Source organism: Alteromonas stellipolaris (assembly GCF_001562115.1).
Taxonomy (GTDB): Bacteria; Pseudomonadota; Gammaproteobacteria; order Enterobacterales; family Alteromonadaceae; genus Alteromonas; species Alteromonas stellipolaris.
Map to the genome: position 1 here is coordinate 569,986 of NZ_CP013926.1, position 23,877 is coordinate 593,862.

A 23,877-nucleotide genomic window follows, 5' to 3' on the forward strand; every position below is an offset into this window, starting at 1 on the left:
AAAGGCGAGTAACGAAAGTTACTCGCCTTTTCCGTAATAGGCCTCTAAACGCAGCGCCATACCGTAAGACGGCGAGAAGTCTTCACTTCGAAGCCAGAGTACAAAGGGTTCTACCTCGAAATAAAGCCATTCTCTAATTGGGTTACTACGCCAGCGTAACCCTGTGTAAACCTCTTCTACTTGATAAGTAGGTTTGTTCAACCCTTCCACCATAAAGCTGTAAACCAAGGCATTGTTGTTGTTGATAGGGTACAAGTGTTGTAACTCGTGTCGCCACAACCAGTCGTTACTATTGTCACGAAAATAAAAGCGGTTATTTAACCGAGTAACGTTGTTACTGCCACTAACATGCTGAATTGAGGTGCCTAATTCCGCACCAAATTGGTCACGGGTGTATTGATATATTTCGGTATCGTAAAGCATTGCCCAATGGGAATTAAATGCATAGGCATTACGGTAGCGCGCCTTTACATACAACTGGTCACGCCTGCCTGCACCCACACGAAATGAATAGTGAGAGTTTATATTGGGGCGAAAACGCAGGGAAATGGTTGTATTGTCTTGTCTCCCCAGCGAAGGAGAACGTGCCGCCTTTATAGTATCGCTTTGGGTTTCGTCTTCATTATCACTTAAAAGCAAATCTACGCGGTTTTCGAGGTGGGGGAGTGAAACACGAATACGAAACCTAAGATCGGTTTCTGCGATATCTCGGGTTCTAGGCTCCCAGCTAAGTTGAATTCGACCTTCTGCTTTCGCCTTTTCTATGCTTTGTGAGCCATCGGAAAACAAGCCATCGAACTTACTGACGGTAAAGTCCATAGAATCGGTGAAGCTGCGTTGCCACACATCAAACCATTGCATAGGTTGATGAGATTCGACATTGTTTTGCGCATTATTCACCACCTCGCGCGTAGGAATAGACTGGTTATCACTTTGGTTAGTAAGTAATAAACACAATGAGACAGCTAAACACAACATAACAACCCAAACTCCCTCTATCGATTACGCGGTGAAATGATATCCGTATCAATTAATTACCATCAGGATGCGTGTTGTGATAATAAACGTCAACGATTATTCATCCACGCAAATATTCACGTGAAAGCTAGCGCTTTGGGTGGCATACTGTCCTAACTGTTGTATCGGAGATTATTTTTATGGGCGGTATTGGAATCTGGCAGTTACTTATTATCTTAGTAATTGTAGTTTTACTTTTTGGCACTAAACGTTTGAAAGGGATTGGCACTGATTTAGGTGGCGCAATCAAAGGCTTTAAAAAAGCAGTCACTGATAGCGAACAAGATGCCGATTTCGAGCAGAAGAAGCAGGTAGAAGACACAGACACCGTTAACACCGCTGACACTGTATCAACTAAAACGCAGAGCGACGTTAAAGAAAAATCCTGATGTTTGACATTGGCTTTTGGGAGCTATTGGTAATTGGTGTGATGGCCTTGTTGATACTAGGTCCAGAACGTTTGCCAGGTGCCATGCGGTCCACCATTAACACTATTCGAAGTGTGCGAAATACAGCAACGGGCTTTAAGCAAGAAGTTGAGCATCAGTTGCGCGTGCACGAATTACACGAAAACCTGAAGAAAGCTGAGCAGCAAGGCTTGAAAGATCTCTCGCCAGAGCTTGAACAAAGTGTTGATGAGCTCAAAAAAGCGGCTGAGTCGGTTCAGGAACCATATAAAAAACAGTAAATGTCTGACGCAAACAATTTAATATCTCATTTAATTGAGCTTCGTAGCCGCATCCTAAAAGCACTATTAAGTGTGCTGGTGGTATTTTTGTGTTTGGCGTACTTTTCGCAAGATCTCTATCAATGGCTCGCTTTGCCGTTGCTTGATTCTATGCCAGAAAACGCTAGCATGATTGCCACCGATGTTGCCTCACCTTTTTTCGCACCGTTTAAACTTACGCTGGTGTTGTCATTCTTTATCGCTATTCCCTATGTACTTTATCAAGTATGGGGCTTTGTTGCGCCTGGGCTATATCGCAACGAGAAAAAGCTCGTTGCACCGCTTTTACTCTCAAGTACTTTGTTGTTCTATGCGGGCATGGCCTTTGCGTATTTTGTGGTATTTCCTATCGCGTTTGCGTTCTTTAATAGTGTGGCACCAGAAGGTGTTACGGTCAGTACCGACATCTCTAGTTATCTTAATTTTGTATTGAAACTCTTCTTTGCTTTTGGGGTCTCATTTGAAATTCCCATTGCCATTATCTTACTGTGCTGGACTGGGGTAACTGACGCAAAGTCACTTCGAGCAAAACGCCCTTATGTGGTTGTTGGTGCGTTCGTTGTGGGTATGTTACTTACGCCGCCGGATATTATTTCTCAAACACTCTTAGCTATTCCTATGTGGATATTGTTTGAAATAGGCGTTGTTGTAGGTAGTTTGTATGCGGGGAAAGGCCGCCGAGATAGTGACGAAGAAACTGGCACTGAAATCGAATAATAATTAAGTAAAATAAAGGATTTACCATGAACATACGTGCATTATTACTGTTAGTAAGTATGCTCCCTTTTAGTGCTTTTTTAGCACAGGCAGAAACTGTAGGCGAAGCACTAGCCAAATGTAGCGAAACCAAAAACAGCCTTCAACGTTTAGTGTGTTACGACCGTGTAGAAAAGCAAGTAAACCGCCTCTCAGGTGCGCAGGCAGGTATACCCGTTGCTATGCCTACCAACACACCTGCCGTGGCTTCTGAACGTCGCCGCGAAGCACCAGTAAGCCAAACCCCAGCGCCTAAAGAAGAACAGTTTGGTTTAGAGCACAAAGTAAAAACTGAAACCTTAGCCGATACATTTGCAGGTACAGTAACTAAGATCACGAAAACTGCTCGCGGAAAGTTTATTTTAACCTTCGATAACGGCTCGGTTTGGCAGCAAACTACAGATACGACGTTGAAGGTAAAAGAAGGCGAAACCGTACTAATTGAGCGTGGTTTGTTAGGGGCTTTCTATTTGAAAAAAGAAGGGCTGAACAAACGTATGAAAGTAAAACGTGTAAAATAATATGCCTTGGTTCGACGCTGGCGTTAATCTATTAGATCGCAGATTTGATCCCCACGAGATTATTTCAAATGCAGTGGACGCCGGTGTTTCCAGGCTGTGCATTATTACCACCCACCCTAATGAGTGGGATGCGGCAGCAGCACTTCATCAGCAGTATCCGCAAATTTGCAGCTATACCTTAGGCATACACCCCCATAATGCTAAAGATGTGGTTGAAAGTGACTACGCGCGTCTAAGGAGCATGGCCAACGATGCTGGCGTCGTGGCTGTGGGGGAGTGTGGGCTCGATTTTAATCGCAACTTTTCTCCCCCAGATGTTCAAATAAGTGTGTTCGAAGCTCAGCTAGCGCTGGCGGCAGAATTGAACTTGCCAGTGTATCTTCATGAGCGAGATGCGTTCGAACAACAAGTGGCCTGCCTGCAAAAGGTGCTGCAGTCTCTTAGCGGCGGTATTGCGCACTGTTTTACGGGTGATACAACGCAGCTAAACGCCTATTTAGATATGGGACTGTATATTGGTATTACCGGCTGGGCATGTGATGAAAAGCGCGGAGAGGCCCTTCGTACCGCCATACCCACCATTCCTTTAGATCGTATCATTTTAGAAACGGATGCCCCTTATTTATTCCCGAAAACATTACGCCCAAGAAAACGCAACAATGAACCTGCGCTATTGCCTCATATCGGTGAGCAAATTAGTGAACTAATGCAGGTTGCCCCTGATAAATTACGAGATAGCAGTTATGCTAATACTTGTCGTTTATTTTGTATCAGTGATTAATGGTAATGCGCATAAATCGTCAAGAGGTCCGCAATTACGATCTTTATCTCTTCGTTATTACCGTTGTCGCGGTATCGATTTTTGCGCTTGTTGCACTAAGTGTAGTACCTGAGCGAACCACAAATAGCCGCGTTGCCCAATTAGCTTTTATTAACGATCCCGAGAACCGACTCACCTTCGAAACGATACTCAATAAAGACCCAGGCGCATGGACGCCAGCGGTGTCACCTGTAAATTTAGGCATGAGCAGTGATGTACACTGGTTCTCGTTTGTTGTCACTCCCGATGAGTCCAAAGTGCTGCGTTATCTTTTCGAAATAGACTACGCGTTGCTAGATAGTGTTGATGTTGCGATTTATACGCCGTTATCGAATTCACCCGTTGTGCGTTACCGAGCGGGCGACACTTTAGCATTTCATGTGCGACCTATCGCAAATAATACCCCGCTATTTTCGATCCCTTTAAGTGCAAAACCGCAAACCGTAGTGGTTCGCGTTGAATCTAGCGGTACTATTCGCATGCCTATCGTGGTGTGGGAAGAGAAAGAGTTTATAGAATATGCAGCAAGCCAAAATCTAGCATTAGGTCTGTTTTTCGGTTTCTTATGTGCCATGGTCATAAGCAATATCTTCTTATTTTTTACTACTAAGAACCGCTCGTTTTTATTCTACACCGGCTATGCACTGAGCTTAGGCTTAACCCTCGCCTCATTGCAGGGATTGGGCTACGCATATTTATGGCCCGAGCAGGCGTGGTTTCAGGGTAAGGCGGTACTCATTTTTGGTAATGCGACGATTTTATTTGCTGTACTGTTTTCGCGGCATTTACTGCCTATTGCCGAATTTAGCCCTGTAGTAGATAAAATCTCCAAGGTAGCTGCGTGGGCATTTGGAGCCTGTATTTTCACAAGTACAATATTGCCTTACCCCTTTGCCATAAAGCTCTACTTAGTCATGTTGTCGATAATCGTGTTTGTGGCCATGTTCACAGGTGGTTGGTTATCATTTAAAGGCGTGCCTATTGCCCGATACTTCTCTGTAGCGTGGTTATTTTTATTGTTAAGTGGCTTCATTGTTAGCTTAGATAGCGTGAATATAATCAATTTAGGCATTTCTACGAGCTATTTGCTTATTATTGCTGGTACCGTCGAAACGGTGATTTTAGCCCTTATTTTGGCAATTAATTATAGTCATAGTTACGATGAACTCATTTCTACGCAAGCATTTGCCCTTGAACAAGAAAAACAGGCGAGTAAGGCAAAAGAAGATCTTCTAGAAGTGCAAAAGCGTTATCAAGATGATTTAGAGTACAAAGTTGAAGAACGAACGTTAGAGCTTGAAATTACTTTGCGTGAACTGTCTGAAGTTAACCAAGAATTAGAGCGCCTAACGGCAATCGACCCACTTACTGGGATTAATAATCGTCGTCACTTTGATAAAAAGTTAAAATCAGAAGGCAGACGAAGTCGCCGCGAGCAAACACCTTTGTCTATTGCGGTAATCGATGTGGACCACTTTAAACGTATTAATGATAAATACGGTCATGCTGGCGGAGATGCCTGTTTAATTCATATAACGGGCGTTATGCAAAGTATGCTGCTTCGTTTATCCGATGATTTATGTCGAATAGGTGGGGAAGAATTTGCACTTATCCTACCGAATACCGACAGCGAGGGTGCCTTACATGTTGTTGAGGCAATACGCGAACGTATCGAAAATTCCCCTCTTATGTTTGAGGGAGAGGCAATACACCTAACCATTAGTGCAGGGGTAACCACCAGCATTATCACGGACGAAGAACATGCTGAGGCGCTACTTCGGTTAGCGGATGAGCAGTTGTATGCTGCGAAAGAATCAGGACGAAATAAAGTACTTTTTAAACCGTTTTCAGGATAACTTATGAATGCTTCCTTCCCGGCTCGCCGTATGCGACGCCTACGTGCAAAAGATGCACTGCGAGATTTAGTTGCCGAGCAACGTCTTACGACTAACGATCTTATTTACCCTGTATTCGTGCTTCCTGGCACCGGCCAGCGTGAAGAAGTGCCTTCAATGCCAGGAGTTGAGCGTTTATCTATCGATTTATTATTAGAAGAAACGGCAAAGTGGGTAGCCCTTGGTATTCGTACGCTAGCCCTTTTTCCCGTTACACCCATGTCACTTAAAACCGAGTGTGCTAAAGAAGCGTTCAACCCAGATGGCTTAGCACAAACGGCTATGCGTGCATTAAAAGCACAGTTTCCAGATGTGATGTTAATGTCGGATATTGCATTAGATCCTTTTACGTCTCACGGACAAGATGGCTTGGTGGATGAAGCCGGATACGTGATGAATGATGTGACCATCGAAGTGTTGGTCAAGCAAGCATTGTCGCATGCCGAAGCAGGCGCAGATATTGTTGCACCCTCTGACATGATGGATGGGCGCATTGGCGTTATTCGTGACGCACTTGAGCGGGAGGGATTTATTAACACCTGCATTATGGCGTATTCTGCCAAGTATGCCTCTGCCTATTACGGGCCATTTCGCGACGCTGTCGGCTCTTCAGCGAACATAAAAGGCGGTAACAAGAAAACCTATCAAATGGACCCTGCAAACAGCGATGAGGCTATACACGAAATTGCCTTAGATGTGCAAGAAGGTGCTGATATGGTGATGGTGAAGCCTGGTATGCCTTATTTAGATATTGTTCGTCGTTGTAAAGACGAGCTAAAGGTACCTACCTTTGCTTATCAAGTCAGTGGCGAATATGCCATGCATCAAGCAGCATTTGCGAATGGCTGGTTAAACGAAGAGGCGGTAATTCTAGAGTCGTTACTGGCTTTCAAGCGCGCTGGCGCAGACGGTATTCTTACCTACTTTGCCCCTAAAGCTGCCGCACTTCTCGCAGGCAAATAGCACAGCGGTCATAAAACAAAGAGTAAGCACATAGGCCAACAGGCCAGTTGCTAAAAAAAATGGGATGCTACCTAAAGTCGCATCCCATTTTTTTATTATTTATTTTAAGCTGCACTGACTATTTACAGATAAGTTCCCAGCCTGCTTTGTGCTGTAGCCAGCTTTCATTGGCTAATTCCGCGTTAATCAGCGGGTGAGCTTTCAGCCAGCCTTCAGGGAAGGAGACTTCCCATTTGTCACCTTCGCAGACTAAATCTACATGGGGAATATGCTTGTTTTGTCTTCGCAAACACAGCACCACAGAAATGCGCAATAACCTAAGCAACCCCAATAACATAGGCTGGGAGTCATCGTGGTAATTGCTAAAGGCATCAGCTGGAATGGTTAATCTATGATGGGCAACAAGGTCTCGGATGGCCGCCCGCTGCAAGCGTGTAAAGCCAGGTAAATCGATAAAAGACAGAATATAAGCACCGTGCTCATGATGTTTTTTGTACTCTATATGCAAGCCGGTTTCATGAAGTAGTGCCGCTGCACCTAAAATAGCTTCGGTATCAAGATGGCAGATGTTTTGTTGTGAACATAGCTGCGAACATAACTGCGTTGCCACGCTTTTTACTGAATTCGCTTGGGCTTTATCGATGTGGTATCGCGCCATTGTTTGGTTTAGCGTTTGGTCGCGACGATCATTTTCCTGCATGTTATCTAACATGCCGTAAATCAGTCCTTCGCGAAGTGCACCGCCAGAAATATTCATATTTTTAATGGCTAACGCTTCAAACAAGCTAATTAAAATGGCTAAGCCGGAAGGAAAAATCGCCTTGCGATTTTCTTCTAAACCTTCAATGTTAAGCTGGCTAATTTCACCGCATTCAACACATTGTTTTTCTAGGTGATGAAGGTAATCAAGTCGTATTGAGTCGCTAATTCCCTGTGCCACCAATATTTCAGTAATGGCCTGCGGCGTGCCAGAGGCACCTAAGCAATTTTCCCAATCAAAGCAAAGAAAGGCGTCTGCAACGGGTGAAAGTAACGCTTTCGCGGCTTTTTTCGCATTCTCGAAGTTTTCAGTGGTAATCTTACCGCCATCGAAATAGCGTTCCATAAAGGTTACGCATCCCATATCCAAGCTTTTTAAGTGAATGGGTTGCATGTCGTTACCAATAACAATTTCAGTACTGGCACCGCCGATATCTATGACTAAGCTGTTGCCTTGATTTGCCGAGGTATAGGCTACGCCAAGATAAATCTGACGTGCTTCTTCCTCACCGCTTATCACGTTGAGTTTATGCTTAAGAATTTGCTCGGCTTTCCCAATAAACACTTGGGCATTAGTAGCAAGACGTAAGGTAGCGGTAGCCACTACCTTAATATTTGAAGGAGGAATATCTTGTAACCGTTCGGAAAAGGTTTGCAGGCATTGCCAACCACGTTCCATGCTCATTTCATCTAGTGCAAAGTCGTCATCCAACCCTGCCGCTAAACGTACTTTCTGTTTCACCTTGCCAATGATCTGAACACTACCATTAACAACGTGAACAATGACCATGTGAAAGCTATTAGAGCCTAAGTCTACAGCGGCGTAATACTCGCCATAGCTTTCAGAGTCGTGCTGAAGTTCTGCCTGCATATTGTCTCGAATGTTAGTTACTGTTTCCGCGATTAGACGGTTTACCTCTATTTCCACCGCTGTTACCACGACCTTTACCATTACCACGTCGAGACGAGTTTCTCGTGTTTGGCGTGCGTCTGCGTCTAGCTTTAGGCGCATTAACGTCATCAAGTAAGGCACTAGCATCGTAGTCAGTCACAGGGATTGCTTGTTGAATATACTGCTCAATCGCAGGTAAATTCAATGCATATTTTTCACATGCAAAACTAATCGCAATACCGCTTTGACCAGCACGACCGGTTCGACCAATACGGTGAACATAGTCTTCTGCATCGTCAGGTAAATCGTAGTTAAACACATGGGTGACAGAATCAATATGTAAGCCACGTGCGGCAACATCCGTAGCCACTAAAATGTCTAGCTTACCTTTGGTAAAGTCTTCCAATATACCTAAGCGTTTTTTCTGTGGTACATCACCGCTTAATAAGCCAACACGATGACCATCGGCAGTAAGCCAGTCGGTCACGCGCTCACAGCTGTATTTGGTATTAGCAAACACAATGGCTTTATCTGGCCATTCTTCTTCAAATAATGAAAGAAGCAGTAGCATCTTGTCATCATCAGAAGGATAGAACAGCTCTTGCGATACCCGAGTCGCCGTCGTTTGCTCTGGCGCAACTTGAACGTGAGTCGGGTTGTTCATGTGCTCGTAAGCGAGTTCTTGAACGCGATAACTAAGTGTAGCGGAAAACAGCATACTTAGACGTTCTGTAGCAGGCGGCAAGCGACGGAACAAAAAGCGGATATCTTTAATAAAGCCTAAATCGAACATACGATCGGCTTCATCAAGTACGGCAACTTGAATATTATTCAAGGTAAACACGTTCTGTTTGTAATAATCCAGAATGCGTCCTGTCGTACCAATAATAATATCTACCCCTTCTTCTAGGGTTTCCCGTTGACTTTGGTAACCTTCGCCCCCATAAATCAATCCAAGCGATAAACCGGTATGCTCACTGAGCAGTTTGGCATCGTTGAAAATCTGAACGGCTAACTCTCTCGTTGGTGCCATTATTATGGCTCGAGGGCCTTTTGATTTGCTGTTCTCGTCATTATCTGCTTTGCTTAGCAAATAATGAAAAGTAGCAACCAAGAAGGCAATAGTTTTACCTGTACCCGTTTGAGCTTGTCCGGCAATATCTAAGCCTTCAAGTAACGGAGGCAGAGATAACGCCTGTATTGGTGTACAATTATTGAAATTTGCCGCCGTTAAGGCGTCAACAACCTTGCTATTAATCGGCAGGTCGGAAAAATGAGTATCAGTTAAGTGAGTAGGCATAGCTTATAGCTTATCAGTGCTTGCATTAAAAACGGTTTCTATATAACACTTATGGTAGAGCTGAAACAAATCAGCGACCGACCAAAAATGGAGAAAAGAATGAGCGACAAAATTATCCAGTTATCTGACGATAAATTCGAAGCAGATGTTATCAATGCTGAAGGTCCTGTACTGGTTGACTTTTGGGCCGAGTGGTGTGGCCCCTGTAAAATGATCGCGCCAATCTTAGAAGAAGTTGCGAACGAGTTTGAAGGCAAGTTAACAGTTGGCAAGTTGAATGTCGATGAAAATAACGAAACTCCACCTAAATATGGTATTCGTGGTATTCCTACATTACTACTTTTCAAAAACGGTAACGTAGCGGCAACGAAAGTAGGTGCGTTATCTAAAACTCAGCTAGCTGAGTTCTTAAACGAAAATCTTTAGTAAGATAGCAGTATAGAAAAAACCGGTGGCCTAGCTACCGGTTTTTTATTTACCCATGAAAATAAGCAGTAGCAACGTCTACAACAGCGTGAATACAAGTTATTTAACAATTGGCGAGTAAAACGCTGGACGTTGATTAATTTTAGTGCTAACTTTTCTTAAGCGCTCACCCGAGCAGCATTCTGCTTAGCCTCTATTCAGGCATAATCAAATCAAAAATTAGAACAGAGTGACTACCAGTCCTGTAAGCAAACCCCAAGCACAAAGACCCACCAGTATGAATTTAACAGAATTAAAGAACAAACCAATTAGCGAATTAGTCGCCATGTCCGAAGAAATGGGCCTGGAAAATATGGCTCGCGCTAGAAAACAAGACATCATATTCTCGATACTGAAATCGCATGCGAAAGGCGGCGAAGATATTTTCGGTGACGGGGTTCTGGAAATTTTACAGGACGGTTTTGGTTTCTTGCGTTCAGCAGACTCTTCGTATTTAGCTGGGCCTGATGATATTTACGTATCACCAAGCCAAATTCGCCGATTTAACTTGCGAACGGGCGATACCATTTCTGGTAAAATCCGCCCGCCAAAAGACAGTGAGCGATATTTTGCCCTGTTAAAAATCCGCGAAGTAAACTTCGACAAGCCTGAAAACTCCCGTAATAAAATCCTCTTCGAAAACCTTACTCCTCTACATGCTGCATCTCGTATGCGTATGGAACGTGGTAATGGTTCAACAGAAGATATTACGGCGCGTGTATTAGACCTAGCCTCACCAATTGGTAAAGGGCAACGTGGTCTTATCGTTGCACCACCTAAAGCCGGTAAAACCCTTTTACTTCAGAATATCGCGCAATCTATTGCAGCGAATCACCCTGAAGCTGAATTGATGGTATTGCTTATCGACGAACGTCCAGAAGAAGTAACAGAAATGCATCGCCTAGTACAAGGCGAAGTGGTTGCGTCAACGTTCGATGAACCTGCAAGCCGTCACGTTCAGGTAGCTGAAATGGTTATCGAAAAAGCGAAACGCTTAGTTGAGCACAAGAAAGATGTCGTTATCTTACTTGATTCAATTACTCGTTTAGCACGTGCTTATAACACGGTAATTCCTTCATCAGGAAAAGTACTTACCGGTGGTGTTGATGCTAATGCACTGCACAAGCCTAAGCGCTTCTTTGGTGCTGCACGAAACGTTGAAGAAGGCGGTAGCTTAACAATTATCGCGACAGCACTTATCGATACAGGCTCTAAAATGGATGAAGTTATCTATGAAGAGTTTAAAGGTACCGGTAACATGGAATTACACTTAAATCGTAAGATTGCTGAAAAGCGTGTATTCCCAGCCATCGACTTCAACCGTTCAGGTACCCGTCGTGAAGAGCTATTAACGTCACAAGAAGAACTACAGAAAATGTGGATCTTACGTAAAATTGTGCACGAGATGTCAGAGATTGATGCCATAGAGTTCCTTATTAATAAACTCGCTATGACTAAGACTAACGATGAGTTCTTCAACGCGATGAAGCGTCAAAAGAGCTAACCCGTTTTTATAGAAAAAGCGCCTCAGGGCGCTTTTTTTGTGCCCGCATTTCACTACCCACTTAATCGAAATAATTCTTATTATACTTCTGTCTAATGTTCACTGGCCATTGAATAGGTTATTTTCAGAAGTCACACCGCAATTGGTACTCGTATTTTTTAGCTACCAGATAGTTTATTCTGGCGTTTTACTCTACAACGGAATAGATGTTATGTATCGAAAGTTACTCTCGCTCGCTGTGGCAAGTTGTGCCACTTTTGCCTTTGCACAAGTTGATGTTGATGCATTGGCTACAGAAGTAGAGCCAGACGTTATTGAATGGCGCCACCACTTTCACGAATTCCCTGAACTTTCTAATCGTGAATTTAATACCGCAAAATACGTAGCAGACTACCTAACATCGCTAGGTCTAGAAGTTGAAACCGGCGTAGCCAGCACAGGCGTAGTTGCGATACTCGATAGCGGCAAACCAGGCCCTGTTGTAGCGCTTCGTGCAGATATGGACGGTTTACCGGTTAAAGAGCAGGGGGATTTATCCTACCGCTCTACCCAAATGGGTGAATACAACGGACAAGAAGTGCCTGTTATGCATGCTTGTGGACACGATACGCACATGGCCATGCTAATGGGAGCGGCAAAAATACTGACCAGCATTAAAGGCGAACTTAAGGGTAAAGTGAAGTTCATCTTTCAACCTGCTGAGGAGGGTGCACCTGCTGGTGAGACCGGTGGTGCTGAAGTCATGGTCAAAGAAGGGGTGCTTAAAAACCCTGATGTAGACGTTATCTTCGGGTTACATATCAGTTCGAATACTGATGTGGGCACAGTACGTTACAATTCTGGTGGCACTATGGCTGCAGTAGACCCGTTTAAAATTGTTATTCACGGTAAGCAAGCCCATGGCGCATACCCGTGGAAAAGTGTCGACCCAGTGGTAACTGCGGCGCAAATGATCATGTCTATTCAAACCATTGTTAGTCGTGAACTTAAGCTTATTGATGATGCTGCTGTGGTTTCTATTGGCTCAATTCATGGTGGAAATCGCTCTAACATTATTCCTAATGAAGTAGAGATGGTTGGTACCATTCGTACCCTTAACAAAGCCGCTCGTGAACACATTTACGAAGCGCTTCCGCGTAAAGTGAATGCTATCGCCGAGAGCATGGGCGCCAAAGCCGAACTTACGCTTCCTTTAGATTACTACTATCCCATTACCTATAACGACCCTGCACTTACGCAAGCCATGGTACCGACCATGCAACGTACCGCAGGGGCTGAAAATGCCATCGTTTCGAAGCCGGTTACCGGTGCGGAAGACTTTTCCTTTTTCCAAGAAAAAGTACCAGGTTTGTACGTATGGGTTGGTGGGAAGCCACTGGATGTTTCCGAGCAAGATAGTCCTGCTCACCACACTCCTGAATTTTACGTAGACGATTCGGGTATGAAATTAGGTGTAAAACTACTGACTAACTTTACGTTAGATTACATGGCGCAACACTAATCATGGTGATGCCAGAGGGGGGCGTTGTTGTACGATAAACACCGGTGGTCATTAACTCTGGTATTACACCTGTTACTTGTAGTGGTTGTAGGTAGTGCTCTAAACGCAGTACCTGCGCCATTTGATAGCAGCGGTATTGCTGTATTCGGTGTAGGGGTTGGTGTATACGCGGCACTACGGTTCCCCCCTATCGTCGCCATTCCTATTGCGTTAATTATCTGCGTCCCCTTATGGCTCACTCACGGCAGTATTGTGGGGAAAGAAAGCCTGTCTTTACTGCCTATCGTAGTAAGCTTATTTGGGTATAAAAAATCCCTGAGCCGAGTAATTAAAGTTGGTGCTGGGTTTTGGTCGCTTATTTTCCTACCCATTCTATTGTTAGAGCACGCACTTTACGAAGCCGAACAGCCTACAATGATGTTTTCTGGGGTGCTTGTTACGTGGGTAAGTGGCGTTTTTGGGCTTATTTCTGGGCACTTTGTCTTCCTAGCGAATAAAGGGCTTAAACACACCAATACGGGTTCGCAAGAAAGAGTCTCACTGCATTTTCTGTTCAGCTATTTTTTCTCAGGTTGTTTTTTTGCCGCTTCCATGGCGGTGGTGTATTTATCTGTAGCGCTTTATCAAGACGATCAAGAAGCGCAAATTGTTCGCTACATGCATCAACGTGTTGCGGTATTAGAACAACAGTTGTCTGATTTTATTGGGCAACACCAAAAAGCGATAGCTGTTGCCTCGCAATCACTATCCACGCCCTATGCCATTGAGAAGTTGGAAGAGGCTAGCAGCAATCAGCTTTCAGTTTTAGCTGCGCACTACCCCGAATTCATCACATTTTTAGTGGCCGACGAAAATGGAAATATCACCCACTCTTATCCACCCGGGCTGCTAAATAAAGCGCAGGCCGTCGGGGCTGCCAATGTGGCTTACCGTCCTTATTTTTATCAGGCAATGGAAACGGGCGGGCCGTACCTTTCAGATGTTTTCCAAGGCAAAGGCTTTGGAAACGATGCTATTGTTGCCATGTCTTCACCTATTATTAATGAATATGGCGTGCCTATTGGCATCGTGGAGGGCTCATTATCCCTTCGAAGCTTCTCTACAGTAGATGCCCTTAACCTCGATGGTTTTTCGCTTTTACTCGAAGATGCTAAAGGCGAGGTTATCTACGCGTCAGATGCGTTGGGCTTAAAACCACTGAACAAAGCGCCTACGTATTTATGCGATGGTGAGTGCGATATAAAAATTGAAGACGGACCGCTTAACAAGCAGTGGCTGAGGCTAGAAGGTCAGCTGCCTACCGCAAATTGGCACGTTAGCTATTACTACGATTATCGACGTTTATTGTCAGTAATGAGTGGGTATTTATTGACTGATTTATTGCTGTTACTTGTCTTGTCTGTATTTGGTACGTTTATGGGCTCTGTGGTGGCACGAATGATAGAGTCTCCCATTCGCAGGCTCATACGTTATATCGCCAATTTTACCCCTTCAGAAGTGCGCAGAGAGCCAACCTTGGCGGGGAGTACATTGCATATTCAGGAGCTCGCCTCACTTAATGACGAGTTCAGCAGCTTAGAAGGGCGCTTAGTCGACGCATTTAAAGCCCTTGAATTCGCTCGGTCTAAAGAACAAGCGTTAAATGTAGAGCTTGCTGGTTTCAATCATAGCTTAGAAAATAAGATAGAAGAGAAAACGCGACATTTGGCTACGGCGCTTGATGAAGCAAAAGCGGCAAGCGTAGCTAAAACCCAGTTTTTAGCCAATATGAGCCATGAGATTCGTACCCCGATGAATGGCATTATTGGGTCGTGTGAATTAATGATGGAATTACCCTTACCTGACGGGGCACGCCATAGAACGGAAACTATTTCCACTTCTGCCAGCCACCTATTAATGATCCTTGATAGTATTTTAGATTGGTCGAAAATTGAATCTGGTAAAATGTTGCTAGATAAGCGTAGTGTTTCCGTTGAGCAAACCATCGATGCATGCAGTGTGCTTTACGAGCGAAGCGCAAGTAAGAAGGGCATTTCGATTAACGTGAATATTGATGAAAACGTGCCAAAAGCGGTTATTACCGATGGTGGCAAGCTAAGCCAAATCATTAATAACTTGGTTAGTAATGCGATTAAGTTTACTCACCAAGGCGTCATTTTAATAGAGGCCAAGTATAGCCAAGGCAAGCTATCTTGTTCGGTTACTGATACAGGCATTGGCATACCAGCGGAAAAAATAGAGAGTATATTCGACCAATTTGAACAGGCTGATGCCTCGATAACCCGTGACTATGGTGGGACTGGATTGGGCTTAGCCATTACCAAAGGGTTAGTAGAGCTACTTGGTGGCAGTATTTCAGTAGACAGTAATGAAGGCACGGGAACCACCTTTTGCTTTAGTTTTCCGTGTGAGAAAGGCGATACGCAAGAAGCTTCATCCAATGTAAAAGCCCAGTCTTTACCAAGTACGTTACGAGTATTGCTTGCTGAAGACAATGATGTAAATGCTAATATCGTGATGGATATGCTTGGCTCTGTTGGCGTTAAACGCTTTAGGGCTAAAAATGGTATGGAAGCGATAGAGGCCGCAACTCGTCATGCATTTGATGTAATTTTGATGGATTACCAAATGCCCGTTATGGATGGGCTTACTGCCTCGAAACACATTCGCCAACAAGCTAAAAATAAAGACAAGGTAATCATTATTGCATTAACGGCAAATGCTTATGCAGATGATAAGGCGGCATGTCTAGCCGCCGGTATGAATGCACATTTAAGCAAACCAATTAGAAAGCAGGTGTTAATCGACAGTATTGCCCGTGAACTTGCTCGCGTTTGAGGCTACTTTACCTTTGTTGTTAACCGGTTTGTTGCCTACCATATACAATACGATGTAACCCAAGGTTGCCGATACAACTGAACCGGCCAAAATACCTACTCGCTCGTCAAAAATCTGATTAATACCCGTTTCTTCAAAAGCTAAACCACCAATAAACAAGCTCATGGTAAAGCCCACACCACACAGTAGTGCACAACCGTAAATATGTTTTAAGTTAAGATCATCAGGCAAGGTTGCAAGTTTGAGCTTAATCATCAAAAAGCAAAAGCCAAAAACGCCAACCTGCTTACCGAGAACCAAGCCTAAAAATATGCCAAAGGTGACGGGGTGAAAAATACCCTCGGGGCTAATATTACCGAAGCTTATCCCTGCATTTGCGAAAGCGAACAGGGGTAAAATGGCGAAGCTCACCGTGCTATTTAAGCTACGCTCTAAGCGCGTAACCGGTGAATAGGTTTCATCCTTACTGTCTCGCATAGGAATAAAGGCCGCTAATATCACGCCTGCTAGCGTGGCATGCACCCCAGACTTGAGCATGGCGACCCATAAAATAATGCCCACCATCATATAAGCAGGAATATCAACCACGTTGCGCCTGTTCATTTGCCATAACAGCAGTAAGCACGCCGCTGCTACCATCAGTGCTCCCATAGTGATGTGGTTGGTATAGAAAATCGCAATGATCACAATAGCGCCAATATCATCAATAATGGCCAAGGTGACTAAGAAAATCTTAAGGCTAGTGGGTACTCGGCTTCCTAATAACGCCAAAATACCTAACGCAAAAGCAATATCGGTTGCCGCTGGAATTGCCCAACCGGCAATTGCCACAGGGTTGTCCCAGTTAATGCCTACGTAAATGAGGGCCGGTAAAAGCATGCCGCCAATTGCACCGGTGGCAGGTAATACAATGTCTTTGGGATTTGATAGCTCGCCTTCGCATATTTCACGCTTTAGCTCTAACCCAACATGAAAGAAGAAAACGGCCATAAAGCCATCGTTAATCCATAGCAATAAGGGTTTATCAATCGCCCACGTACCTGCTGAAATTTGTACTGGAAGGCTGATTAGTTGGTCGTAGAGGTGATCAATAGGGGAGTTGGCAATGATAAGCGCCAGTACAGTAGCAATCATCAGTAAAATGCCAGGGGCAGCTTCCCGATTAAGAAAATCCGATACTACAACCTGCACTTCTTCAAAAACTTCATCAATTTTGTCTGTTTCATGCGCTTTCGACATTATCGATACCTCCGTTTACCCTAGCCTAAAAAGCTATAACCAGCCAAATAACCACGGGTAGTCGTAAAGAGCACCAAGTGGCATTAGAAGGATTAACTATTTGTAATTATATAGGGGTTTTACGAAAATGAAGGCCTCGCTAGATCACTTACGGCTAATATGTGGGATTTGTTGGCGATTTAGGCTACAATCGCGGGCTTTTCCGGTTATCCAATTTACCTATCTCAGAGGATTTCTAGATGGCAAAAGTCGCAATAGTTATGGGCTCAACTTCAGACTGGCCTACCATGCAACAAGCAGCAAAAATGCTGAAGTCGTTTGGTGTTGAATTCGACGCAAAAGTGGTGTCAGCACACAGAACGCCAAACTTGTTGGTTGAATTTGCTGAAGGTGCAGCAGATGAAGGCTTTAGTGCCATTATTGCTGGCGCAGGTGGTGCAGCACACTTACCGGGTATGATTGCTGCGCACACGCACTTGCCAGTATTCGGTTGCCCAGTAAAATCTAAAGCATTAAGCGGTCTTGATTCCCTGTTATCAATTGTACAAATGCCTAAAGGCGTTGCGGTTGGCACATTAGCCATCGGCGAAGCGGGTGCAGCCAATGCAGGCTTGCTAGCGGCGCAAGTGGTGGCACTGCAAGATACTAACGTACGCGATGCGGTTATTGCCTTTCGACAGCAGCAAACTGAGACGGTGTTGGCTTCAAGCAACACTTTGGAGCTTGACGAATGAGAGTAGTCGTTTACGGTGCAGGCCAATTGGCGCAAATGATGTATTTGGCGGGCAGTCCGCTTGGCATTGAAGTGCTGGCTGTCGACGTAAACAACGATACTGTCGTGCACCCAGTAAGTAAAACTCCCCTGGATACTTCTTTAGATCAAGCCTTAGAAGGTGCTGACGCACTTACGGTAGAATTTGAGCATGTGCCCGAACACTTACTCGAAGAAGCCACCAAAACGGGCAAGTTAATGCCCAGTATTGAAAGTATTTTAGTTGGCGCTGATAGAGTGCGAGAGAAAGCATTGCTTGAGGGCATGAAGGTTGCTAACAGTGCGCACCGCATAGTTACCCATCTAGATCAGCTCGATGAATGCATTGAAGCGTTGGGCGAGAAGCTTATTCTAAAATCCAGTCGAGATGGCTACGATGGTTATGGGCAGTGGCGATTAGCCAATAAAGATGAGTTACCAGAGCTTAAACGAGCCTTAGCGACTTTAAATTTAGAGAAAGTGCCTCTTGTAGTAGAGAAGATGGTGCCTTTTGAGCGTGAACTTTCTTTAATAGGCGTACGTAATAAGCAAGGTGATGTGCGTACATACCCGCTTGCTGAAAACTTACATTATCAAGGCCAACTTCATGTTTCGGTTGCCCCGGCTACCCATGTTGACGATGTGCTTCAAGCTAAAGCTCACGATATTTTTGTGAAACTGGCTGAAGGCATGGACTATATCGGCGTGTTAGCGGTTGAATTGTTCCAATGTGGTGATGAACTCTTAGTTAATGAACTTGCGCCTAGAGTGCATAACTCTGGTCATTGGAGTCAATCGGGTGCAGTAACCAGCCAATTTGAAAATCATCTTCGCGCAATTTGTGGTTTACCTTTAGGTGACACATCGGCTATTGGCCCAAGCGCAATGATAAATATTATTGGCTGCAGTAGTTTTTCAAGAGAACTTTTGAGTATTGATGGCAGTCATTTGCACTGGTATGGAAAATCGGTGCGTGAAAAGCGCAAGATGGGTCATATCAATGTCACCACTGACAGCTACACAAAACTGGGCGAAAAATTACACGATTTGAGTCAATATTTGCCATTAGAGTACTTTCCTAAACTGATTGGCGAGGCAAAACGTTTAAAAGGTTGACAACCTTTTAATTGTGGCTATTATACGCATCCGCTGTTAACCCAGCGGGTGTGAAAAGTGTGCCGACTTAGCTCAGTTGGTAGAGCAACTGACTTGTAATCAGTAGGTCGCCAGTTCGATTCCGGCAGTCGGCACCATTCTTTCACACTAAAGCCTTCACGCAGTTTTTTTATCTAGTGCTTTCTAAGTTAACTCCCTCGTTATCGTTTTTCCCTTTCGGGATACATTTCCAGTTTTTCTATATTTTCTTCTTTATTAAATAAACCTACCGTACACTAGCAGCCAGTTTTTATTTTGGAAGCGGCGGTATGACGCCTAATACTCACTCATTATCCTTTAAGTTACTTGCCTTGTTTATGTTTGCGCTGACCGCGTGCAGCGTTCAAGCTACGCACCCTATTTCTATTAGCGACGGTTACGCTCGCGCCACGTTCCCCATGGCACAATCTGCAGCCCTTTACTTCACTTTGCATAATGAAAGCGACACTCCGGCTAAATTAACGGGTGTAACGGTGAGCGGTGATATTGCCAGCGACGCGCAAATTCATACTACCGAAATGAGCGATGACATGATGCGTATGCGAGAAGTAAAAGAAGGTATAGACATTGCGCCAAATGAGTCACTTTCCTTTACGTCTGGCGGTTATCACGTGATGTTGTTGGGATTAGAAAAAGGGCTGGTTGAAGGAAGTAGTGTGTCATTGACCTTGTCTTTCGATAACGCCGCTAATTACACCGTAGAATTGCCGGTTAAAGGAATGGGTAAAGAAGCCGGCCATCGGCATCATCATTGAAGTAAATCGTTAAAGTAGATGTGTACAATCGTTAAAATTATAATCCAAATCAATATTCTTAGAGTATCATTAAGGTAAGATTTGAATGGTATTCCCCATTCTAAATTAGTGAATTAGTTGCTAACCCAAGGAGAGATATATGAGCAAGATTGATATCGGCATTTCAGAAGAAGATCGTAATGCGGTGGCTGAAGGCCTTAAAAAACTATTAGCAGATTCTTACACGCTCTATCTACAAACCCATAACTTCCATTGGAATGTAGAAGGCCCACAGTTTAGACAACTACATTTGATGTTTGAAGAGCAATACACAGAGCTTGCAGAAGCCGTAGATGAAATTGCAGAGCGTATTCGTACACTTGGTGTATCAGCGCCAGGTACTTACAAGTCGTTCGCTGAACTAAGCGCAATTGACGAAGTGGAAGGCGTACCTGAAGCATCAGAAATGGTGGCTTTACTGACTCACGGTCATGAGCAAGTGGTTAAGACATCACGTGATTCACTTAAGTTAGCGCAAGACGCAGACGATGAGTCTTCTGCTGCACTTATTGGCGATCGTATGCGCGTTCACGAAAAGTCTGCTTGGATGCTTCGCGCAATGTTGGCAAAATAAGCCGGAATATACTTCACGGCGGAAAAATTATGACACGCACTATAGTAAATGTGCTGTCTGTTTGTACATTAACGCTGGCTGGGGCAACTCAGCCAGCGTTTTCGCAACAAGCAGACGCTAAAACTCCCACAAATGAAAATCTTGTCGTTACTGAATTAGCACAAGGGTTAGTTCACCCTTGGGGAATGACCTTCCTACCTAATGGCGATATGTTAGTTACCGAACGCGAGGGTGGCATTAGGCGCCTAAGTCAATCTGGTGAACTATCGCCGCGCTTGTCAAATGTGCCTAAGGTAGAAGCGAACAATCAGGGTGGTATGTTAGATATTGCTATCGATCCTGAATTTGAAACTAACAACACGGTTTATTTTTGTTTCAGCCAACCTGGTGAAGGTGGAAGCAGCAGTAGTGTTGCCAAAGCCACGCTAAACGGTAACACGCTGGCAAATGTAGAAACTATTTTTAGTGCCGCGCCACTAATTGACAACGGCTTTCACTTTGGTTGTCGTTTAGCGTTTGATGCCAACAAGCAATTGTTTATCACCTTGGGTGACCGTTATAAATACATGAAGGAAGCACAAAATACCGATAACCATTTCGGTACTATTGTGCGCATTAATCGCGATGGCAGTGTGCCTAGCGATAATCCTTTTACTGACGGTAAGGCCCCTGAAATCTATAGCTACGGCCACCGAAATGTTCAAGGCATTACCATTCACCCTGAAACCGGTGAAGTATGGGCAATGGAGCACGGACCCAAAGGCGGTGATGAAGTTAACTTGCTGTCTAAAGGTGCCAACTACGGTTGGCCTGTCATTACCTATGGTATTGATTACAGCGGCGACATTATCAGTGATAAAACCCATATGGACGGTATGGAGCAGCCAGTACTTTACTGGGACCCTTCTATTGCCCCAAGCGGTATGGCGTTCTACCAAGGTGACTTGTTTCCACAGTGGAACGGAGATTTGTTGGTAGGCTCGTTAAAGTTCACGCATTTACGACGTATCGAGATGGATGGCGGTAAACCTGGGGAGCAGCATGAATATATGCGTGATAACCAAGCCCGTATTCGTGATGTAGAAGTTGGGCCTAACGGTGCTATTTATCTGCTAACAGATGCCACCAACGGTAAAGTATTAAAACTTACCCCCGCCAAGTAAATGGTAGGCGTAATCTTATTTTTAGTGTGTTGAAAGCGACTAGATTTTAAAATTCAAAAAGCCAGCGTACAGGGGGTTATTTCACTGTGTACGTCTGGCTTTTTTGTTTTTTAACCCGACAAAATTTTAACGTTGATAGGCATCAAGCCCTAAGACTGACTTTACCTATTAAAATGTCCTTAAACATCACCCAGTCACCCAATAAGCTATAGAGCGGGTGGCGAAAAGTCGCAGGCCTATTTTTCTCATAAAAGAAATGCCCCACCCACGCAAAACCGTAGCCTACTACTGGGATCAGCAATAACAAAGCTAAGTTGCCCGTCATTATGCTACTGGCGATAACACCTAACACTAACCATGAACCAATAAAGTGTAATTTTCTGCAGGTTAAATTGGCATGTTCCGCAAGATAATAAGGATAAAACTCGCTAAAAGATTGAAATTGAGTTTGAACGTTTGACTCGGTAGCCATGGCGTAGCCCTCCAGTGAGTGTCGTCATGCATAAATTAACAACAAATTAACACGCGAGCGTAGGTAAGTATGTCGTGAATACGACATTGTTGCCGATTTTTTGTAGCGGTTGTTTTTTGCTATGAGTTACCCCATATTCATTGTCAGAAAATAAATGTTTTAAAAGGCCCACTTTATGGACAATCTTGTTGCGAACAATGCGGCAACTATCGTTGATATTACTGTTGAAAATTTTCAGCAGGTTATCTTAGAAGCATCACAAGAAAAGCTGGTGCTAATTGATTTTTGGGCAGACTGGTGTGAGCCATGTAAAGATCTACTGCCTATCTTAGAAAAGATAGCAGGAGAGTATGCACAGCATCTTATTCTTGCGAAGGTAGATTGTGAAACGCAGCAAGAAGTTGCAGGTCAATTTGGCATTCGTAGCTTGCCAACTGTGATGGTAGTGCAAAACGGCCAACCTGTTGATGGCTTTGCGGGCGTGCAACCTGAAGCACAAATTCGTGAGATGCTAGCTAAGTACCTGCCTAATCCTGAAGATGATTTTCTTGCAGCAGCAGGACAAGCCATTCAAAAAGGTGATTACGTAGAAGGCTTATCGAATGCGAAGCAAGTCTTAGAGATGAGCCCTGATAATATCAATGCCAAATATATGGTCATTGATTGCTACATTGAGACTGGGTCGCTAACACAGGCTAAAGCCTTGTTAGAAGAGATAAAGTTAGTCGATCAAGATGCGCGCTATAATACCCTTAACGGTAAAATAGAGCTTGCTGAACAGGCAGCCGATACACCAGAAATTCGCCAATTGCAGGCGTCGGTATCGGCTAACCCCGATGATTTACAACTCAAAGTAGATTTGGCTGTGCAACTACACCAAGCCAATAAATCGGAAGAAGCGTTATCCTTGCTGCTCAGCGTACTTAAAAAAGAGCTAGGGTTTGGGGATGCACGTAAAATCATGCTGGATATGATTAATGCGTTAACCGATGGTGATGCGCTTAAATCTGAGTATCGACGTAAAGTGTATAGCTTGCTTTACTAGCAATTAAATTTAAGGGCACAGATACGCCCTTACGTTTTCGCTATAGGTGAAAAGCCTTCCTTGTCTAGCCAATTAAGCGCTGCAAAGTAATGTTGAAAGTAGTTTCTTTCATAACCGTTTAAATCAAACGAGCGCTCTTTGGCTGGGTGGGTATATTCTAATTGCGCGCGCTTAACCATGCCTGTATCTAACACATAGGCAGAGCGTTTTAGCCCTTTAGTAATGCTAAATTTTATAGCGTCAACGATGATTTGTTGTGTATCTGGTGTCGATAACACCCACCTTCGACCATCTAGCAAAGCACCCCAAGGTTTGTCATCGAACCTGCTCACTAGGTCATGCATTTCTTCAGTAAAGGCTTCTGCGGTTTTTAAATTCCACGCACCCGTAGCAAACACTTCCAATACATTCCCAGAGATATCTAACGCATAATTTCCATATTTGGGAAAACGCATGAATTTGTTTCCGTGTGATTAAGTGCAATACTCTACGTATAGCAGATGATATATTTTTTGCACTACTTTGCGTTAAAAAAAAGTGAAAAATTTCAGTAGGTTGAATATAAAATGCTCGAATAACCATTAGGTTAGCAAAATAGGGTATTTATATGTGTTAATCCCTAATGAGCCATTACTATGCTTAAGTGACTACTTTAAGCGCATCTAGCTGCTACTAGGCTTTAAAATATATGGCGCAGATACACGAAAATAATTTAGATAAAACAGT

Annotated in this window: 23 protein-coding genes and 1 tRNA gene; 18 read left to right on the forward strand and 6 right to left on the reverse strand. The window is 44.0% G+C overall.

All coding sequences use genetic code 11. From position 1 onward, the window contains the following. Positions 1 to 18 precede the first annotated feature (18 nt). Complete coding sequence (locus AVL57_RS02320) at positions 19 to 978, reverse strand: hypothetical protein (RefSeq protein ID WP_057794279.1); 960 nt, start codon at positions 976 to 978, stop codon at positions 19 to 21. 179 nt (positions 979 to 1,157) lie between these two features. Here AVL57_RS02320 and tatA point away from each other — a divergent pair, with 179 nt between their 5' ends. From tatA to hemB, 7 genes are read left to right on the forward strand one after another with little or no spacing between them, the layout of a single operon-like run. Continuing rightward, a complete protein-coding gene (gene tatA / locus AVL57_RS02325) occupies positions 1,158 to 1,406 on the forward strand; it encodes a Sec-independent protein translocase subunit TatA (RefSeq protein ID WP_057794277.1) in 249 nt (82 codons plus the stop codon). After that, a complete protein-coding gene (gene tatB, locus AVL57_RS02330) occupies positions 1,406 to 1,705 on the forward strand; it encodes a Sec-independent protein translocase protein TatB (RefSeq protein WP_013785614.1) in 300 nt (99 codons plus the stop codon). Before tatA ends, tatB begins: the two co-directional genes overlap by 1 nt. Then, positions 1,706 to 2,461 (forward strand): twin-arginine translocase subunit TatC, encoded by a 756-nt coding sequence (gene tatC, locus AVL57_RS02335; protein ID WP_057794275.1) that lies wholly within the window; start codon positions 1,706 to 1,708, stop codon positions 2,459 to 2,461. Between the two features lie 26 nt (positions 2,462 to 2,487). Next, entirely contained in the window at positions 2,488 to 3,021 is a 534-nt protein-coding gene (locus AVL57_RS02340; RefSeq protein WP_057794273.1) for a hypothetical protein, read from the forward strand. Between the two features lies 1 nt (position 3,022). Next, positions 3,023 to 3,802, forward strand: a complete 780-nt coding sequence (locus tag AVL57_RS02345) for a TatD family hydrolase (RefSeq protein ID WP_057794271.1) — start codon at positions 3,023 to 3,025, stop codon at positions 3,800 to 3,802. Positions 3,803 to 3,807: 5 nt separating this feature from the next. Further along, positions 3,808 to 5,697: a sensor domain-containing diguanylate cyclase gene (locus AVL57_RS02350; protein ID WP_057796400.1), complete on the forward strand. Its 1,890-nt coding sequence runs from the start codon at positions 3,808 to 3,810 to the stop codon at positions 5,695 to 5,697. 3 nt (positions 5,698 to 5,700) lie between these two features. Further along, positions 5,701 to 6,699: a porphobilinogen synthase gene (hemB, locus tag AVL57_RS02355; protein WP_057794269.1), complete on the forward strand. Its 999-nt coding sequence runs from the start codon at positions 5,701 to 5,703 to the stop codon at positions 6,697 to 6,699. A 118-nt stretch (positions 6,700 to 6,817) separates the two neighbouring features. On the opposite strand, the gene AVL57_RS02360 is transcribed toward hemB, so the two are convergent. Together AVL57_RS02360 and rhlB are read right to left on the reverse strand one after the other, a co-directional pair. After that, complete coding sequence (locus AVL57_RS02360) at positions 6,818 to 8,329, reverse strand: Ppx/GppA phosphatase family protein (RefSeq protein WP_057794267.1); 1,512 nt, start codon at positions 8,327 to 8,329, stop codon at positions 6,818 to 6,820. 13 nt (positions 8,330 to 8,342) lie between these two features. Then, positions 8,343 to 9,650 carry an ATP-dependent RNA helicase RhlB gene (gene rhlB / locus AVL57_RS02365; protein WP_057794265.1) on the reverse strand — a complete coding sequence of 436 codons (1,308 nt, stop codon included), beginning with the start codon at positions 9,648 to 9,650 and terminating at the stop codon, positions 8,343 to 8,345. Positions 9,651 to 9,749: 99 nt separating this feature from the next. Between rhlB and trxA (AVL57_RS02370) the strand changes: the two genes are divergently transcribed. The 4 genes from trxA (AVL57_RS02370) to AVL57_RS02385 all read left to right on the forward strand — a co-directional run bounded on the left by trxA (AVL57_RS02370) (position 9,750) and on the right by AVL57_RS02385 (position 15,958). Continuing rightward, positions 9,750 to 10,076: a thioredoxin TrxA gene (gene trxA, locus AVL57_RS02370; RefSeq protein WP_013785606.1), complete on the forward strand. Its 327-nt coding sequence runs from the start codon at positions 9,750 to 9,752 to the stop codon at positions 10,074 to 10,076. Between the two features lie 277 nt (positions 10,077 to 10,353). After that, positions 10,354 to 11,619, forward strand: a complete 1,266-nt coding sequence (rho, locus tag AVL57_RS02375; protein ID WP_057794263.1) for a transcription termination factor Rho — start codon at positions 10,354 to 10,356, stop codon at positions 11,617 to 11,619. A gap of 211 nt (positions 11,620 to 11,830) precedes the next feature. Further along, positions 11,831 to 13,120, forward strand: coding sequence for an amidohydrolase (locus AVL57_RS02380; protein WP_057794261.1), 1,290 nt, complete (start codon positions 11,831 to 11,833; stop codon positions 13,118 to 13,120). A gap of 27 nt (positions 13,121 to 13,147) precedes the next feature. Then, positions 13,148 to 15,958 (forward strand): ATP-binding protein, encoded by a 2,811-nt coding sequence (locus AVL57_RS02385; protein ID WP_057794259.1) that lies wholly within the window; start codon positions 13,148 to 13,150, stop codon positions 15,956 to 15,958. On the opposite strand, the gene nhaA is transcribed toward AVL57_RS02385, so the two are convergent. Beyond that, positions 15,920 to 17,197, reverse strand: a complete 1,278-nt coding sequence (gene nhaA, locus AVL57_RS02390) for a Na+/H+ antiporter NhaA (RefSeq protein WP_057794257.1) — start codon at positions 17,195 to 17,197, stop codon at positions 15,920 to 15,922. The genes AVL57_RS02385 and nhaA overlap by 39 nt on opposite strands. A gap of 239 nt (positions 17,198 to 17,436) precedes the next feature. Here nhaA and purE point away from each other — a divergent pair, with 239 nt between their 5' ends. The 6 genes from purE (at position 17,437) to AVL57_RS02420 (ending at position 21,634) form a co-directional block, all read left to right on the forward strand. Next, on the forward strand, positions 17,437 to 17,931 hold the full coding sequence (gene purE / locus AVL57_RS02395) for a 5-(carboxyamino)imidazole ribonucleotide mutase (RefSeq protein ID WP_057794255.1): 495 nt from the start codon (positions 17,437 to 17,439) through the stop codon (positions 17,929 to 17,931). After that, complete coding sequence (locus AVL57_RS02400) at positions 17,928 to 19,064, forward strand: 5-(carboxyamino)imidazole ribonucleotide synthase (RefSeq protein ID WP_057794253.1); 1,137 nt, start codon at positions 17,928 to 17,930, stop codon at positions 19,062 to 19,064. Before purE ends, AVL57_RS02400 begins: the two co-directional genes overlap by 4 nt. Positions 19,065 to 19,125: 61 nt before the next feature. Beyond that, positions 19,126 to 19,201, forward strand: a tRNA-Thr gene (locus AVL57_RS02405). A 171-nt stretch (positions 19,202 to 19,372) separates the two neighbouring features. Beyond that, a complete protein-coding gene (locus AVL57_RS02410) occupies positions 19,373 to 19,858 on the forward strand; it encodes a copper chaperone PCu(A)C (protein WP_057794251.1) in 486 nt (161 codons plus the stop codon). Positions 19,859 to 19,997: 139 nt separating this feature from the next. After that, entirely contained in the window at positions 19,998 to 20,471 is a 474-nt protein-coding gene (locus AVL57_RS02415; protein WP_013785598.1) for a Dps family protein, read from the forward strand. 29 nt (positions 20,472 to 20,500) lie between these two features. Then, positions 20,501 to 21,634 carry a PQQ-dependent sugar dehydrogenase gene (locus AVL57_RS02420; protein ID WP_057794249.1) on the forward strand — a complete coding sequence of 378 codons (1,134 nt, stop codon included), beginning with the start codon at positions 20,501 to 20,503 and terminating at the stop codon, positions 21,632 to 21,634. 142 nt (positions 21,635 to 21,776) lie between these two features. Here AVL57_RS02420 and AVL57_RS02425 read toward each other — a convergent pair whose 3' ends face one another. Continuing rightward, on the reverse strand, positions 21,777 to 22,106 hold the full coding sequence (locus tag AVL57_RS02425; protein WP_057794247.1) for an Mpo1-like protein: 330 nt from the start codon (positions 22,104 to 22,106) through the stop codon (positions 21,777 to 21,779). Between the two features lie 175 nt (positions 22,107 to 22,281). On the opposite strand from AVL57_RS02425, the gene trxA (AVL57_RS02430) reads away from it, so the two are divergent. Next, positions 22,282 to 23,151, forward strand: a complete 870-nt coding sequence (gene trxA / locus AVL57_RS02430) for a thioredoxin (protein ID WP_057794245.1) — start codon at positions 22,282 to 22,284, stop codon at positions 23,149 to 23,151. 29 nt (positions 23,152 to 23,180) lie between these two features. Here trxA (AVL57_RS02430) and AVL57_RS02435 read toward each other — a convergent pair whose 3' ends face one another. Beyond that, on the reverse strand, positions 23,181 to 23,606 hold the full coding sequence (locus AVL57_RS02435; protein WP_057794243.1) for a hypothetical protein: 426 nt from the start codon (positions 23,604 to 23,606) through the stop codon (positions 23,181 to 23,183). Positions 23,607 to 23,877: the final 271 nt, after the last annotated feature.